The 15,717-nt window shown below is 54.9% G+C and carries 13 protein-coding genes; 5 read left to right on the top strand and 8 right to left on the bottom strand.

Annotation, left to right across the window (positions count from 1 at the left end):
* Positions 1-12: 12 nt before the first annotated feature.
* The 4 genes from HV242_RS19120 to HV242_RS19105 are packed head-to-tail and all read right to left on the bottom strand — an operon-like array spanning position 13 to position 2,940.
* Positions 13-918: an ROK family protein gene (locus HV242_RS19120; RefSeq protein WP_063858426.1), complete on the bottom strand. Its 906-nt coding sequence runs from the start codon at positions 916-918 to the stop codon at positions 13-15.
* Positions 919-959: 41 nt separating this feature from the next.
* Entirely contained in the window at positions 960-1,268 is a 309-nt protein-coding gene (locus HV242_RS19115) for a PTS lactose/cellobiose transporter subunit IIA (protein WP_020883743.1), read from the bottom strand.
* Between the two features lie 23 nt (positions 1,269-1,291).
* Complete coding sequence (locus tag HV242_RS19110; RefSeq protein WP_014171498.1) at positions 1,292-2,614, bottom strand: PTS sugar transporter subunit IIC; 1,323 nt, start codon at positions 2,612-2,614, stop codon at positions 1,292-1,294.
* Between the two features lie 14 nt (positions 2,615-2,628).
* Positions 2,629-2,940, bottom strand: a complete 312-nt coding sequence (locus HV242_RS19105; RefSeq protein WP_014171497.1) for a PTS sugar transporter subunit IIB — start codon at positions 2,938-2,940, stop codon at positions 2,629-2,631.
* Positions 2,941-3,109: 169 nt separating this feature from the next.
* On the opposite strand from HV242_RS19105, the gene HV242_RS19100 reads away from it, so the two are divergent.
* From HV242_RS19100 to manA, 5 genes are all read left to right on the top strand, one after another.
* A complete protein-coding gene (locus HV242_RS19100) occupies positions 3,110-4,381 on the top strand; it encodes a PTS sugar transporter subunit IIC (protein WP_020883745.1) in 1,272 nt (423 codons plus the stop codon).
* A 208-nt stretch (positions 4,382-4,589) separates the two neighbouring features.
* The gene (locus HV242_RS19095; RefSeq protein WP_025203318.1) at positions 4,590-5,927 is read left to right on the top strand and encodes a maltoporin; all 1,338 of its coding nucleotides are present in this window, start codon (positions 4,590-4,592) and stop codon (positions 5,925-5,927) included.
* An 11-nt stretch (positions 5,928-5,938) separates the two neighbouring features.
* Positions 5,939-8,134: a CBM35 domain-containing protein gene (locus tag HV242_RS19090; RefSeq protein WP_181616860.1), complete on the top strand. Its 2,196-nt coding sequence runs from the start codon at positions 5,939-5,941 to the stop codon at positions 8,132-8,134.
* A 51-nt stretch (positions 8,135-8,185) separates the two neighbouring features.
* Entirely contained in the window at positions 8,186-9,604 is a 1,419-nt protein-coding gene (locus HV242_RS19085) for a glycoside hydrolase family 1 protein (protein WP_063858424.1), read from the top strand.
* A complete protein-coding gene (gene manA, locus HV242_RS19080) occupies positions 9,601-10,767 on the top strand; it encodes a mannose-6-phosphate isomerase, class I (protein WP_063858423.1) in 1,167 nt (388 codons plus the stop codon). The genes HV242_RS19085 and manA overlap by 4 nt, the downstream gene beginning before the upstream one ends.
* A gap of 77 nt (positions 10,768-10,844) precedes the next feature.
* Here manA and HV242_RS19075 read toward each other — a convergent pair whose 3' ends face one another.
* From HV242_RS19075 to HV242_RS19060, 4 genes are all read right to left on the bottom strand, one after another.
* The gene (locus tag HV242_RS19075) at positions 10,845-11,915 is read right to left on the bottom strand and encodes an ABC transporter ATP-binding protein (RefSeq protein WP_020883751.1); all 1,071 of its coding nucleotides are present in this window, start codon (positions 11,913-11,915) and stop codon (positions 10,845-10,847) included.
* Positions 11,908-13,677, bottom strand: coding sequence for an ABC transporter permease (locus tag HV242_RS19070; protein WP_020883752.1), 1,770 nt, complete (start codon positions 13,675-13,677; stop codon positions 11,908-11,910). Before HV242_RS19070 ends, HV242_RS19075 begins: the two co-directional genes overlap by 8 nt.
* A 78-nt stretch (positions 13,678-13,755) precedes the next feature.
* Positions 13,756-14,844: an ABC transporter substrate-binding protein gene (locus tag HV242_RS19065; RefSeq protein ID WP_020883753.1), complete on the bottom strand. Its 1,089-nt coding sequence runs from the start codon at positions 14,842-14,844 to the stop codon at positions 13,756-13,758.
* A gap of 168 nt (positions 14,845-15,012) precedes the next feature.
* The gene (locus HV242_RS19060) at positions 15,013-15,714 is read right to left on the bottom strand and encodes a response regulator (RefSeq protein WP_014171487.1); all 702 of its coding nucleotides are present in this window, start codon (positions 15,712-15,714) and stop codon (positions 15,013-15,015) included.
* Positions 15,715-15,717 lie beyond the last annotated feature (3 nt).

The raw sequence follows: 15,717 nt of genomic DNA, 5'->3' as shown, positions 1-15,717 counted from the left end.
CCACAGGCGGTTTCACGTCTGCGCGGCGTGCAAACCCGGTAGCCACGCTGCGCCACGCACGCCACTGGCGTCGCCGTAACGGGCCGGGACGATACGGGTACGGCAGCTTTCCGAGAAGATGTAGGGCCTGATGGCGGCCGGAAGTTCGTCGTACAGCTGGCTGACATTTGATAACCCACCGCCCAACACAATAACCTGCGGATCAAGAATATTGATCACCGAGGCCAGACTGCGGGCAAAGGCGTCGATAAAGTGTCGCCAGTGGGCCCGCGCGGTCAGGTCTACCTGGGCCGCCGCTTCAATGATGGCCTGCGCGCTCAGTTCGCTGGGATAACGGCGGGCAAAGCCGGTGCCAGAGATAAAGGTTTCGATACAGTTATGTTTCCCGCAATAGCAGGACTGCGCCGGACCATCCGTCTCGGGGGCATAGCCAGGCAACGGGTTATGTCCCCATTCGCCAGCGATGGCGTTTGGCCCCTGAAGCAGACGCTTATGTACCGTCACGCCACCGCCGCATCCGGTACCGACAATTACGCCAAAGACGGTATCTGCTTCTGCGCCTGCGCCATCAACCGCTTCAGACAGCGTGAAGCAGTCCGCGTCATTGGCTATCCACACGGGCTGATTGAGCTGCTTTGCTAAATCATGCTTCAGGTCGTGACCGTTGAGTACCAGGCAGTTGCAGTTTTTAATCAGCCCGCTTTGTGGGTCGATGGCCCCCGGCAGGCCAATACCGATACTGAATGGCACTTCACTTACCGCGCGCGCTTCGCCGATAAACGCCAGCAGATGGTGCATAAAGGCGTCATAACTCTCTTTTTGCGTCGGACGACGCTCACGCCAAAGGCTTTCGCCCTGAGGCGAAAGCAGGACGGCTTCCATTTTTGTGCCGCCAATATCGAGTCCAAGATAGTGCATACGTTCCTCGAAAAGGAGAGGCCAGCGCCTCTCCTGAATGGTTATGCCTGACGAGTGCGGTACAGTTCGATCAGCTCCGTCACCAGTTCTTTCGCCAGAATCGAGGTCATCAAATGATCCTGAGCGTGCACCATCACCAGCGTCATTTTAGTTTTGCCTTCCCCTTCGTCAGCTTCGATCAGTTGGGTTTGCACCAGATGCGCTTCACGGGCGAAGTGCGCCGCCTCTTTCATCCGCGCGTCGGCTGAGGCAAAGTCACCTTTTTTTGCGAAGCCAAGCGCTTCGTAGCAGAGACTGCGTGACTGACCGGCATTGATAATAATGCCCATGACCTGTTCTTCTAATTCCATCAGTAACCTCTGTGTTTTCACTATCAGGCGGACTGTGCCGCTTCTTCAGATTGTTCAACTGCATTTTCATGCTCTTGTTCCAGCAGCTGCTTCTCGTACGCTTTGAGGAACGGGAAGTACATGGCCGCTGAGGTAACCATGCACAGCAGGCAGAGGATCACCGGGCTAAAGCTCCAGTTGGCCGCCCAAGATGCGCCGATAGGGGCAGGCGTTGTCCACGGTGTCATCGAGACCACGCGACTGACCAGGTCGAAATCAAGGGCAAAGTAGGCGAGGGTGGCGTTGACCATCGGAACCAGCACGAACGGCAGGAAAAAGAGCGGATTCATGATGATAGGGGCACCGAATAAAATCGGTTCGTTGATATTAAACATCCCCGGCACCACGCCCATACGCCCAATGGTACGCAGATGCACCGCTTTGCTGCGCAGCAGCAGTAACGCCAGCGGCAGCGTAGAGCCGACCCCGCCAATCAGCAGGTAGTGATCCCAGAATCCCTGAACGTAAATGTGCGGGATCGCCTGACCGGCAGCCATTGCTGCCTGGTTAACCGACAAGTTCGCCATCCAGAACGGGTTCATAATTCCGGTGACAATCAGCGCGCCGTGGATGCCCGCAAACCACAGAACCTGGCACACCAGCACCGAGAGCAGAATGGCAGGCAGCGTATCGGAGGCGGCAACCAGCGGTTTCACCAGCGACATAATCGCTTCCGGAATAATCATGCCGAGCTGAGCCTCAATGAAGAGGTTGAGCGGGTGCAGAGTGACAACAATTGCCAGCACCGGGATCAGAATTTCGAACGAACGCGCAACGCCCGTAGGCACTTCTGGCGGCAGGCGGATGGTAATATTGTGACGCTTCAGGAAGGCATACAGCTCGGTAGAGTAGATAGCCACCAGAATGGCCGTGAAGATCCCTTGCCCGGAGAAATAGGCGGTAGAAATCTGCCCGTCTTTTAACGGCGCAGCCACCAGCAGAAATGCCATCAGCGACAGCATGCCGGCGGTAAGGGCATCCAGATCGTGATGTTTGGCCAGGCTCGCGGCGATCCCGACTGAAATGAAGATCGTCATGATCCCCATGCTGAAGTTGAACGGCAGCATCAGGGCTTCACGGTGATCCAACGAGAATTGCAGCCATGCCCGGGCGAAACCCCAGGACGTGTCGGGTGAGAAGGGCGGGAAAATAAACACCAGCATAAAGGAACCGACGATCATGAACGGCAGGGCGGTGATAAAGCCGTCACGAATCGAGGTCACATACTTCTGCTGCCCGACGGCGCCTGCCATCGGGGTAATTTTCTGTTCAATGACCTGGATAAGTTTCGCGTACAGAGAGCTCATGGGTTTTCCCTTCGTTATTTGTTATCTATCAGGGAGAGGGCGAAATCGAGAACGGCGCCCCCTTTTTGCATGCCGTAATCCATCATGTTGATAGGCTCAACACGGATCCCGTATTTATCAGCTTGTTTCTGAAGATCGCTTTGCATGTACTTCACCTGCGGTCCAAGCAGCACCACCTGATAGTGACCGACCTGCTCGGCGAATTCGGCCACGCCAAACGCTTTGATCTCCGCTTCCAGGCCACGCTTTTGCGCTTCGTCGACCATTTTTTTCACCAGCAGGCTGGTGGACATCCCGGCAGAACAACACAACATGATTTTTTTCATAATGTCTCCTTTGAACTTATGGCTGGAATATAGTCATCATGGAACAAAACGGAAAGCGCTTTCCATTGGTGGATAAGGTAATTGTGACCGCGATCACCTGAGGGAATCTTTCACTTTGTCCGGATGTGCGAGATCATCGCGGCTATTCACGAACTATTAAGGTCGAGTTATGAACATTCATTTGATGAATGTTGCTGTGGATTTGATTGAGCAACGTCTCACACCAGCAGCCAATATAATCACCAGAAATCAACATATTACCGCGATGCGGGACGGCTTTTCCCTCGCCATGCCTTTTGTGATTGTGGGAAGCCTGATGGTGCCACTGCTGTTTCCACCGTTCGCCATTTCAAGTGCATCGCGCCTCGGACACGTCTATCTGCTGCTGCGTCCGATGCTGTTGCCAACCTTTGAGCTGACGCTTGGACTGGTCGCGCTGATTGTCGCGTTTGGTGCCAGCGCCAGTCTGGCCAAGCAGTATCAACTGCCGGAACGGCTGTGTGGACTCACCGGCTGCCTCTCCTTTTTGCTGTTCATTGGCTTTCGGGATAACGGTGCAACGAATATTTTTCTGGGCGGGATGGGACTTTTTACTGCGCTCATTTCAAGCGCTTACTCTATTGAAATAATAAGGTTTTTCTACAAAAGAGGGTGGTGCATTCGTCTGCCGGAGGAGGTACCGGTGATGACGCGAAATGGTTTCCAGCTGCTGATGCCGCTGCTGGTGATCATGCTCTCCATTAGCGTAATGAATGCCGTGATGCTGCAGACGACCGGACAAATTTTGCCGCAGCTGATTGGCGAGGCGTTACGCCCGCTTATCGTGGCATCCGATACCCTTACGGCGGTGCTTATCTCCTTGTTTCTGTGTAATCTTTTATGGTTCGTCGGTATTCATGGCGCCCTGATCATTACGGGCATCATGAACCCGTTCTGGCTCACCTATCTGTTTGAAAACCAGCGGGCCCTGGCCGCCGGGGAAGCCGTGCTGCCCCATATTTATCTGCAGGGATTCTGGGATTTTTATCTACTGATTGGCGGTATCGGCTCTACGCTGCCGCTGGTCTTTATGGCGATGCGAAGCCGATCCCGGCAGTTGAAGAGCGTCGGGAAAATTGGCCTTCTGCCGTCGCTGTTCAACATTAACGAGCCGATATTGTTTGGTTTCCCCGTCATCATGAACCCGGTTTTTTTACTGCCCTTTGTGTTTGTACCGCTGATAAATGCCTGTATAGCCTGGTATTTAACCCAGCTTGGCGTGCTCGACAGAGCCGTCGCCATGCTGCCCTGGTCTATGCCTTCACCGCTGGGCGCAGCCTGGTCGGCGAACGGCAGCTGGAAAAATATGTGCATGTGCCTGTTCGCCTTTTTCAATGCATGGATGCTCTATCGCCCCTTCTTTAAGGTTCATGAACGCCAGTTGATGCAGCTGGAAAAATAATCCCCGCCTCCCTGCTTCTGCCCGTTCCTGATGGGCAGAAGATTATTTCGTGACATTCTTCACAAAAATTTTCTCTTTGATCTTAAATTTGTGATTCAATCCGGCAAACATGGAAAGCGCTTTCCGTTTGTGGATGTACATTTCCAGATTTGATCCTTACATTTCCCCTGCACGTTTAACCGTGAAAATAAAAATTCAAAGGGAACCTATGCAAACGTTAATGAAATCAATACCTCTGTCCTTGATTGCTCTTACTGTCATCAGCGGTTATGCCAGCGCCGATGAGAAATATGATTTCGCCCTCCACGGCTATTTACGCTCGGGTATTCTTGCCAATAGCGATGGCAACCGGGTCGATTCGGTGGGGCTGATGCCTGACGGGAAATGGCGTCTGGGTAACGAAGAAGATACCAAAATTGAGCTGATCCCGACGGTGACGCTGAAGTCGGATTCAGGTGCAGTCGCACGTATTCAGGCCAACCTGACGCACCAGACCAAATGTACTGCCGACTGGAACTGTACTGACGATGACGGCAAAGAGACCCAGTTCCGTGAAGGGTTTGCTGAATTAACGAATCTCGATTTTGCCCCGGACATGACCTTCTGGGCTGGTAAACGCTACAGCAGCTCCAACCTTTCCAGCCACCAGTTCGACTGGGAGTATATTCAGTACAACGGAACCGGGGGCGGGTTCGATAACCTGGACTTAGGCTTTGCGCGCTTTGATGCGGGTGTGTATGCCTTCTCGACCACCGACGAAGCCAAAGCTTATCCGGTAGATCTGGGGGATCAGGGCTATCCGGACGACTATTCGCTTAACCTGTGGTTTAAAAAGATCGGCGGCACCGGGCTCGACGTCGAACTTATCGGCCACCACATGAACCGCAATGAAAACCATCCTACCTCGGCTGAGAAGGGGTACGGCGTGACCGCGCTGTACAACTTTGACAGCTTCTACGGCCTGACTAACGGATACTCCCGCATCGCTTTCCAGTATGGCAAAGGCCTGGCCGCCGCGGATTCGCTGGGTAAAAACGGCTGGGGCTGGGCAAACCTTGAGGATACGCAATCCTGGCGCGTCGTGCTGGACAGCATGGCCAACCTGGGTGATGTGGAAGTATCGACCTTTGCGTTTTATCAGAAAGACAAAAACTACCGCTGGTGGACCAACGACGATGACGGCTGGGGACGGTCCATGTGGGTAGCGGGTATCCGTCCGTATCATCAGATAACCAAAAACTTCGCCATGCAGTATGAGGTGGGCTACGAATATCTGGATGATAAAAACTACATGGGCGTAAACGGTAAAGGGAAAGGTGGCCTGACCAAGGTGACCATTGCGCCGACCCTGACCTTTGATTCAGGTTTCTGGAGCCGTCCGCAACTGCGCTTCTTTGCCACCTACGCAAAATGGGATAAAGGCGTCTCGGATGCGATGGACAGAAATTACGACTGGAGCACTGGCACCCTGAGTCCGGGGGGATATTCACGTAGCGGCGATACCGATACGCTGAATTTTGGTGTGCAGGCTGAAGTCTGGTTCTGAGGAGAAAAGAGATGGCTTTCCCGATTCGAAAACTGCTTCTCGTCTCCTTACTCTCCGCGCTGGGAAGCGCGGGGGCTCTGGCGGCCGAGCAATCCCATTTTGAACACTTTATTACTCGCGATGGCGCAGCGTTAAAAGATGGCGATCGCGTCTTTCGCTTCGCCGGGATCCACGCCCCGGAGCTGCATCGTATAGAAGATGACGCGCGCGGAACCTGTAAGGCGGATCCGCGCGGCTGGGGGCAATACTTTAGATGGCCGACTGCTGAAGAGCAGGAGAACTGGATCAAAGCGCTGGTGCAAACCGGTGCTAAAGCACAGCGCGTATATGTGCTTTCCGTGCAGCAGGAAAATGATGCTGCCTGCGGACGTGAGACACATATTCTGGCACCGGCAACGCCGGACGGCATGCCGCGGCTGAATGAAACGGCCATGAAAGTGTATGACAACATGATTGCCGAGGCGGATAAGCAGGGGCTGCGCCTGATTCTGCCGTTTATTGACCACTGGTGGTGGTGGGGGGGACGCGAACAGCTGGCCGCGTTTTATCATGAAAAGCCGGAAGATTTTTATCGAACCGACAGTAAAACCTACCGTGCTTATCAGGATGTGATCCGTAAGGTGATTACCCGTACCAACACCATTACGGGACGCCATTACTACGATGAAAAGGCGATCATGGCCTGGGAAACGGGTAATGAGCTGGAAAACACCAACGCTGATTTCCTGCAGAAAACGTCGGCCTGGATCCGCAAGTGGGCGCCCCATCAGCTTGTCGTCGATGGTACCTATAAAAAGGTGAATGATTTCGCGCTCAACGATCCGAACGTCGACATCATCAGTAACCACTATTACACCAATGCCGAGAACAACCACCCCGAGCAGGTTCGCAACGATCTGGAGGCGATTGGCGGCAAAAAGGTCTATCTGGTTGGCGAATTTGGTCTGCTCGATCAAAAAGACCTTAACACTATCATGCAGGCCATTGTGCATACCGAGGTCAATGGCGCGCAGGCGGCGGGGGGCTTTATCTGGGGCTTCCGTGGTCATCGCCATGATGGTGGTTTTTACTGGCACAAAGAGTTTACCGGGCACTACAGCTACCATCTGCCTGGCTTCCCGGTCGAGGGCAAAGCAAACCAGGAGATGGAGGTCGTCAATCTGGTGCGAACCGCCTCGGCGCAATTGGCGGGGCTGAGCAAGGCGCCGGCTCTGCCGGTCCCGGAAGCGCCTAAGCTGCGCGAGAGCAACTCACCGTTTGCCATTAACTGGATGGGGTCTCCCGTCGGGCGTTATTACGATGTGGAGAGAGCGACTCAGCCACACGGCCCGTGGACCCGCGTTGGTCAGGATATCTCTGACGGCAAAAATGAGTGGGATCCGGCAAAAATGGATCTCTTCCGTGATGACTATCGCAGCCTGACGCTGGGCCAGACTTACTACTACCGGGTGATCGCAAAGAACGAAAGCGGTCAGTCTGCGCCTTCAAACGTGATTCGCCTTGAGCATACGCAGAAAAACCTGCCGCCGGTCATCACTCTGCAGGAGGCGCTCTCTACCACCGTGGATAAAGGCGTTCAGCTCACCGCGGCCTGGCAGGATGACAATCTGCCGGAGCCGAAGGTCAGCGTGGCATGGCATCACGAAGGCAAGGATAACGTCCACTTTTGTGACAGCACCAAAGCGGAAACCCGTGCCTGGTTCTCGGCTCCCGGTGACTATGCGTTGACCTTTACCGCTGACGATGGACTGCTGAAAAGCAGCAAGACGGTAAACGTTAGCGTGAAGGCCGCGGCGGGACCCGTGCCGGCGGACTACTGTCATTTTGGCGGCGGAACGCTGGACGTCAGCAAGGGGAAACTGAACATTACCAAGAGCGATAAAGATACGTTAGCGATTGGTGAAGACGGTTTCCTTGGTCCTTTTGCCAATGACGGAGACAGCGTGACCTGGCAGGTTAACGCCCCCTGGGACGGTAAGTTTGCCCTGCACGTGAAATTTAACGGCAAATGGGGGAGTAAGAAAAACTCGTTCATTGTGAACGGCGGAACGCCGGTGAACATTGAATTCCCGCAAACGGATGAGAAAGGCCAGACGATGATCGTACCGGTCACGCTCAGGGCAGGGGACAACACCATTAGCTTTGGCAAGTTCTCTGGCGACTGGGGATATATGTTCATCAAATCAATTGAAGTCACTGCAGAGTAGTTATTTGGCTGCCCTGTTCGGGGCAGCCCTTTTTTTCATTCAGGAGGCGTTATGAACCGGTATCAATTCCCGGAAGGTTTTTTTTGGGGCGCAGCGGCATCAGGTCCGCAGACGGAAGGCATAGCCAATAAGCCGCACCGTTCTGTCTGGGACAGCTGGTTTGCCGAACAACCGCAGCGTTTTTTTCAGCAGATTGGCCCGCAGCACGTTTGTGAAACCTACAGTAAATATAAAGAAGACGTAGCCCTGATGAAGCAAACGGGGTTTAACTCGTTTCGAACCTCTATTCAGTGGTCGCGTCTGATCGATGATTTCAAAACCGGACAGCCAAACCGCGACGCCGTCCGCTTCTATAACGATTATTTCGATGAAATGATTGCCAACGGCATCGAGCCCATCATCAATCTTTACCATTTTGATATGCCCGAGGCGCTGCAAAAAGCATATGGCGGATTTGAGTCATCCTACGTAACCGAGCTTTTTGCCCGCTTCGCCCGCACCGCGTTCGAGCTGTTTGGCCATAAGGTGAAATACTGGATAACCTTTAATGAGCCGATCGTACCGGTGGAAGGCGGTTATTTATATGACTTCCATTATCCGTGTAAAAAAGATGGCAAACTGGCGGCTCAGGTCGCCTTTAATATTATGCTGGCGCACGCCAGGGCGGTGAATGTCTACCGTGAAATGGGCTTGCCGGGTGAGATTGGTGTCGTGCTCAACCTCACGCCTTCTTATACCCGCAGCGACAGCGAGGCCGATAAAAAAGCGGCCTGGTATGCCGACCTGCTGTTTAACCGTAGCTTCCTCGACCCGCTGGTTAAACATGAATTCCCCAAAGAACTGTGCGAAATCTTAACCGCAAACGGCTGCTTACCAGAGGTTTCACGGCAGGATGTGGAGACGATCCTGCAGTCGAGAATTGATTTTCTGGGGGTGAATTATTATGTGCCGAGAAGGGTGAAAGCGCGGGAAAGCGTTTACGCGCTCGATTACTTCACGCCGGAAGTCTATTTCGAAAATTACGTCGATCCTCAGGGACGGTTTAACCCTTATCGCGACAATAACGAGATCCACCCGGAAGCTATCTATGACATTGCCTGCAATATTCGCGATAACTACGGCAACATCAAATGGTATCTGGCGGAAATTGGCATCGCGATGGATCTGCAGTCCGAAGGGCCGGTGCAGGCCGATGGCGTGATAGATGACACCTTCCGTATCGCTCTGATGGAGGAACATCTGGCTCAGCTGCATCGTGGTATTGCTGACGGCGCCAACTGTTTTGGTGTTCATCAATGGACCTTCATTGATAACTGGTCCTGGATCAACAGCTTCAAGCGGCGATATGGCTTCTGGCGTCTGGATTTAGCCACCGGGGAGCGACAAATCAAACGTAACGCGTTGTGGTTTGCGCAGCTGGCGGCTGAAAATGGCTTCACCCCTGGCGAATGTGAAAAGGATACGCAATGAGTCAGCCTTTTTACCGGATGCGTAACGGCATCAAAAATTACGCCTGGGGCAGTCGCGTAGCGCTTAATCATCTTTTTGGCCTGCTCAACCCTGACGATCAACCCCAGGCCGAGGTCTGGATGGGAAGCCACCCCGCAGGCTGCTCGGAGATTGAAACCGATACAGGGTTACGCTCTTTACAGGATCTTATTTCACAGAGGCCGGCAGAGATGTTGGGCGCGTGCGCGGGAGAAACTGCGGGGCAGTTGCCTTACCTGCTGAAGTTGCTGTCAGCGGAGCGCGCACTGTCGCTGCAGGTACATCCCAATAAGCTTCAGGCAGAAGACGGGTTCGCCCGTCAGGGCAACCTGCCCGGAGAGGATTACACCGATGCGAACCATAAGCCCGAGCTGGTTTTTGCCCTGACGCCTTTTATGGCCATGAACGGCTTCCGGCCGTATCAGGAGATTGCTAATCACTTTTTGCGCCTGGATGCCCCGGCCCTGACGTCCGCACTGTCGCTGTTTCGCAACAACCTGCATGCTGAAGGGCTTAAGGCCTTTTTTACGCGTCTGATGGCGCTTGAGCCGGCGGAAAAAGAGGGCGTGCTGACGTGTCTTGAAGCGCGACTTGCATGCGGGGTGTTTGCTCCGGTAGCGCCCTTTATCGAACGGCTACTGCGAGACTACCCGGGGGACATCGGGGCTCTGGCCCCGCTGTATCTGCACTGCATTACGCTTGCGCCGGGTGAGGCGATGTTCCTGCGCGCCGGTACGCTACATGCCTATGTGAACGGTACGGCGGTAGAGGTCATGGCCAGTTCTGACAACGTGCTGCGTGCGGGCTTAACCCCCAAGAACATCAACGTGGCAGAATTAGTGCGCTGTACGGTGTTTGACGAAACCCCAGCCGACCGCCTCAGGATGCATCCGCACCGGGAAGAGGGGATGCAGCAATACCCGATCCCGGTAACGGATTTTCGCTTTAGCGTTATTGAACATTGCGAGCAGCAAAGCATCGGGACAGACCGTGCGCAAATTCTGCTGGTGCTGAAGGGGAGTGCCACGCTCAGCCACGCCGAGGGTGCCACCATGACGCTGAACGCCGGTCAGTCTGCGTTCATCCCGGCGGTCACAACCTTATGGACGTTGACTCAGCGCGGGCAGTCTTGCCTGGTAAGCTGATGACGTAAGGCTTTCACTGCCGTGTGCAGGCAGTATGTCGGGCATAAAAAAGGCTGCTTATCGCAGCCTTTTTACATTTAGTTTTTCGGGAAGATCCACACGTGCTTTTCAGGCAGCGAAAGGTGGCAGTGCAGCGGGTCCCGGGCCTCGTGACCATAGGCGCGAATGACAAAATCATCCCCCGGCGTGCGGAACAGGTATTCCCAGCGGTCGCCGAGATACATGCTGGTCAGTAACGGGAGCGCCAGCTGGTTTTCCCCCGGCCCCTCGACCACCGCCACGCGCTCGACGCGGATCACCGCGGTGGCGTCTTCACCGCTTCGTACCCCTTCACCGGCCTGGCCCCACAGCACCCAGCCTTTGCCTTCGATACGCGCTTTACCGTCGCGTACTTCCGTTACCTTGCCGTGCAGGCGATTATTGCTGCCCATAAACTCAGCGGTAAACAGCGTTTTCGGCGAGCCGTACATCTCCTGCGGTGTGCCCTGTTGCTCGATTTTACCGTTGTTAAGCAGCAGGATACGGTCGGAAATCGACATCGCCTCATTCTGGTCGTGCGTTACCATCAGCGCGGATAAGCCCAGCTTGATAATCAGTTCACGCAGGAATACGCGAGCCTCTTCGCGCAGCTTGGCGTCGAGGTTAGAGAGCGGTTCATCCAGTAAAATGACCGGCGGGTTATAGACCAGTGCCCGGCCAATTGCCACGCGCTGCTGTTGTCCACCGGAGAGCTGGTGCGGGTGGCGTTTGCCCAGATGGCCCAGCCCGAGCTGGTCCAGCACGTCCTGTACGCGCTGCTGGATCTCTTTGGCCGGAACCTTGCGCAGCTTGAGCGGATAGGCCACGTTTTCAAAAACGGTTTTGTGCGGCCACAGCGCATATGACTGAAACACCAGGCCCAGGTTACGCTCTTCCGCCGGGATCTCACTGCGCGGCGTGCCGTCATAGACTTTGTTTTTGCCAATGATAATCGAGCCCTGAGTCGGTTTTTCCAGGCCCGCCACCGCACGCAGCAGGGTGGTTTTCCCGCTGCCGGAAGGACCCAGCAGGGAGACCACTTCGCCGCGGTTGAGGTTCATGGAGACCCCTTTTAAAACAGGATTGTCACCGTAGGTCAGGTGCAGATCGTTAACCGCTAATTCAATCATGTATTTTGACTCCGAAACGAAGGGCAATGCCCAGACCTACCACTACCAGCAGGATGTTAATAAAAGAGAGCGCCGCCACAATATCAATGGCTCCCGCGGCCCAGAGGGATACCAGCATCGAGCCGATGGTTTCCGTGCCGGGTGAAAGCAGGTACACACCCGTTGAATATTCGCGTTCAAAAATCAGGAACATCAGCAGCCACGAACCGATAAGGCCGTAGCGGGAGAGCGGGATCGTGACATGGCGGGTGATCTGGCCACGCGTAGCCCCCGTACTGCGGGCGGCCTCTTCAAGCTCCGGCGCGACCTGCAGCAGGGTGGACGAGATGAGTCTCAGCCCGTACGCCATCCAGACCACCGTATAGGCCAGCCAGACGCTGAATATGGTGCTGCGCAGCGAACGTAGCCAGACAATCAGGTTTTCACGCATCCAGTCGCTCCAGGCGAACCCGGAAAGCCAGCCCGATTTCAGCGAGTTATCCAGCCACATGGGCAGGAACAGGAACACCCAGAGAAAGGCCAGACCCGCGAGCAGGCCAGGCACGGCGCGCGGCACCAGGACGCTGTAATCCAGGAAACGCGTGGTATTGTCCGGTTTGCGGTGCATGGCGATACCGACAAACAGGTAGCACGCCACGGCCAGCGCGCCGCCAATGACCCCAATGGACATGGAGTTGACGATGGCGCGCAGCAGGTTCGGCTGCGCCCATATCGTGCGAAAAGTACTCAGGGAAAGCTCGTCCCACAGCGAAACGCCCACGCCCCAGTTTGAGATAAACGCGCGCAATACCACGCCGAGCAGGGGAACGCCGATCGTGACGGTAAGCCAGAAGGCGACCACCGCGCCCGCCACCCAGCGCCATTTACCCAGAGGTAAGGCCCGGGCCTGGGACGCTTTACCTTTCATGGTCACGAAACGGTTGGCGGTACGCATCAGGCGACGCTGCAGCATGACCAGCGGAATGGTGATACAGATAAGCACCACCGCAACCGCCGCCATCAGGTGGTAGGAAGGGGTACCAAGCTTGTTGGTCAGCTGGTACAGGTAGGTTGCCAGCACCATGTTGCCCTCCGGATCGCCGAGGACCAGCATCAGACCAAACACTTCAAGACCGAGGAAGAACAGCAGAACGATGGCGTACAAAATGGACGGGCGCACCATCGGCAGGCTGACCGAGGTCATCACCTGTAACGGCGACGCGCCCGCGGTACGTGCGGCCTCTTCCACATCGGAACCGACGCTTCGCAGCGCGGACGAAATATAGAGATAGGCATGCGGAACATGCGTCAGGCCAGCAATGACCACGATGCTCGACATGTCGTAGATATTCCACGGTACGAAACCAATCAGCGCCTGCGCCCAGAGGGATAAAAAGCCCACCGGACCGGCGGCCACCACGTAGCCGAATCCCAGCACCATTGGCGACACGAAAACCGGCACGAGGATCAGCGGTTCAATCAGACGGCGGCCGGGCAGGTCGGTACGCACCATCAGAAAGGCCAGCACGCCCCCTAACGGAATGGCGATGATGACCAGCCCGAAAGCGAGAATAAAACCGCTTTTCAGCGCCTTATAGAAATCAGGGTCGGTGAAGATAAAACCAAATGATTCAAGGCTCCACTCTTTTGCCGGTGAAAAGAACGGTGCGGACAAGAAGCTCTGTATCACGATAAACGACAGCGGCGTGTAGATAACCAGGGCGGTTATCAACACGACAATACCGCGCGGCAGGCTTTGCCACTTTCTGCGTAATGTATTCATGGGGTATCCCTGGTGTTGCAGCCCAGCAAAACGAACTCAGGTAACAGGAGCGCGACGGCCCGCGTCGCGCTCAGACGCTTATTTGGCGGCGGCGGTACGCCACTGTTTGATGTACTCCAGGCGTTTTTTCGGCTGCAGATACTCCAGCAGGCTTTCATCAACCGGAATAGGTTTCAGCGCATTGCCGAGCACTTTCGTCAGGCCGTCGATATCATTTTTGCCGTCGATATCGTTACGAATGGACGGGATATCCGCCTGGCTTGCCAGAATACTTTGTCCTTTTTCAGACAGGACGTAGTCCAGCCACAGTTTCGCGGCATTGCTGTTTTGCGCCTGCTGGCTGATGAACGACACGCGTGATAACACCAGGGTGTAATCTTTTGGATAGGCGATCCCCAGCGACGGATCGTTCTTCGCGCGCGCTTCCGCGTAGGATCCGAGGATATTAAAACCGATCAGGTTTTCCCCTGATGACACCCTCTCCATCATGGTGCCGGTTGAAGACTGAACGGCTAAGCCACCTTTGGCGATATCGGCCAGGGTTTTGAAGTAGTTAGGATCGGCCTTGTGATCCTGCACCGAGAGCATAAAGCCCAGACCCGATTTTTCGATGTCGTAGGTGGTGACTTTGCTCTTGAATTTATCCGTCTGGCTGGCAATAAGCTTAGCCAGCGCCGCATGGGAATCAGGCACGTCGCCCGCCGGGATCAGCCGTTTGTTGTAGATAAACACGACGGGCTCATAGGTGGTGCCGTAGGCTTTATCTTTCCAGACCGCCCATTTCGGCAGCTGGCTTTGCTCCGGTGATTTGTACTCCATGGCGTAGTCGGTAGCGAGCTTTAGCCCGGTGTCCATGGAGGAGCTCCAGACCACATCGCCGCTACCGCCACCCGAGGCCTGTTCGCTGATAAAACGGTTGTACAGCTCGGTGCTGTTCATGTCGTTATATTCAACTTTGATGCCCGGATAGGTTTTTTCGAAGCCCTCAATCAGCGGCCCGGCAGCTTTGGTGTCGGTGGTGGAGTAGATCACCACTTTGCCCTCTTTGGTCGCGGCATCGACCATTTTTTGATAGTCAGCAGGGTAGCCCTGCGGCAAAGCAGACAGTGCGGAAGCAGAACACAGTACGGTAGCGGTAATCAGAGAAATTCGGAAGATGTTCGACATTATAGTTAACCTTTTAGTTACATTTGAGGAACTAATTGTCAACATAGCGCATGGCTCCGCGCCGACAATAGGGGGGCACGGGTTGCGGTTCCGAAGTGTGATTGTCGGCGTCGTTTCAGCAATTAACACCATAAAATCCGCGACGCTTAGCAAACGAACGGTTGCGGATTACGTTTTCTCCGCCGCTTTGCGGTAAAGCCTTCTGGGATGACCGATATTGCCATACAGCATTTCGATGCTGATTAACCCACTTTCCACGCAGTATTCCAGATAACGACGGCCCGTGGTTTTGCTGATGCCGACGTATTCCACCACCTCTTCCACCGACATTGTTTTTTCGGGGTGTTCCGCAAATAAACGCTTAATACGGTCCAGGGTGTGAGGCTCAATACCCTTTGTGGACGGGGTTTGCGAGGTGTCCGCGGCGGGGAGGTTAAACAGGCGATCCAGCGCATGCTGGTCGACAACCTTCACCTGCTGCACGGTGTGGATGAAACGCATAAAACGCTCCAGCGAGGCGTGCAGACGCTGGAAAAAAACGGGCTTAATCAGGTAGTCAAACGCGCCGCTGCGCATGGCATGGCTACAGGTCTGCATATCGCTGGCTGCGGTGATAAAGATCACCGAGCATTCATAGCTTTTCAGGAGCGGGTTATCGATTAACGCCACGCCTTTACCGTCCGGGAGATAATTGTCCAGCAGTATCAGCCTCGGCTGATGCTGGCGTATCAGGTTACACGCCTGCTCAATCGACGCGGCAATGCCCACCACGCGCAAATGGAAATTTTGCTCGATATACTCGCGATGCAGTTCCGCCAGGTGCGGCTCATCCTCAACAATCACAACATCAAGTGCTCGGGTCGTGGTCATGCG

The organism is Enterobacter sp. RHBSTW-00593 (assembly GCF_013784105.1).
GTDB classification, from domain to species: Bacteria; Pseudomonadota; Gammaproteobacteria; order Enterobacterales; family Enterobacteriaceae; genus Enterobacter; species Enterobacter ludwigii.
Note: the sequence above shows the minus strand (reverse complement) of the source record. Positions and strands in the feature narration are given on the sequence as shown.

Excerpts from the sequence above, each read along its gene's own strand:
- HV242_RS19110 (WP_014171498.1), bottom strand. The coding sequence starts at position 2,614 with ATGAGCTCTCTGTACGCGAAACTTATCCAGGTCATTGAACAGAAAATT.
- HV242_RS19070 (WP_020883752.1), bottom strand. The coding sequence starts at position 13,677 with ATGAATACATTACGCAGAAAGTGGCAAAGCCTGCCGCGCGGTATTGTC.
- HV242_RS19095 (WP_025203318.1), top strand. The coding sequence starts at position 4,590 with ATGCAAACGTTAATGAAATCAATACCTCTGTCCTTGATTGCTCTTACT.
- HV242_RS19115 (WP_020883743.1), bottom strand. The coding sequence starts at position 1,268 with ATGGAATTAGAAGAACAGGTCATGGGCATTATTATCAATGCCGGTCAG.
- manA (WP_063858423.1), top strand. The coding sequence starts at position 9,601 with ATGAGTCAGCCTTTTTACCGGATGCGTAACGGCATCAAAAATTACGCC.
- HV242_RS19060 (WP_014171487.1), bottom strand. The coding sequence starts at position 15,714 with ATGACCACGACCCGAGCACTTGATGTTGTGATTGTTGAGGATGAGCCG.
- HV242_RS19090 (WP_181616860.1), top strand. The coding sequence starts at position 5,939 with ATGGCTTTCCCGATTCGAAAACTGCTTCTCGTCTCCTTACTCTCCGCG.
- HV242_RS19120 (WP_063858426.1), bottom strand. The coding sequence starts at position 918 with ATGCACTATCTTGGACTCGATATTGGCGGCACAAAAATGGAAGCCGTC.
- HV242_RS19075 (WP_020883751.1), bottom strand. The coding sequence starts at position 11,915 with ATGATTGAATTAGCGGTTAACGATCTGCACCTGACCTACGGTGACAAT.
- HV242_RS19085 (WP_063858424.1), top strand. The coding sequence starts at position 8,186 with ATGAACCGGTATCAATTCCCGGAAGGTTTTTTTTGGGGCGCAGCGGCA.
- HV242_RS19105 (WP_014171497.1), bottom strand. The coding sequence starts at position 2,940 with ATGAAAAAAATCATGTTGTGTTGTTCTGCCGGGATGTCCACCAGCCTG.
- HV242_RS19065 (WP_020883753.1), bottom strand. The coding sequence starts at position 14,844 with ATGTCGAACATCTTCCGAATTTCTCTGATTACCGCTACCGTACTGTGT.
- HV242_RS19100 (WP_020883745.1), top strand. The coding sequence starts at position 3,110 with ATGAACATTCATTTGATGAATGTTGCTGTGGATTTGATTGAGCAACGT.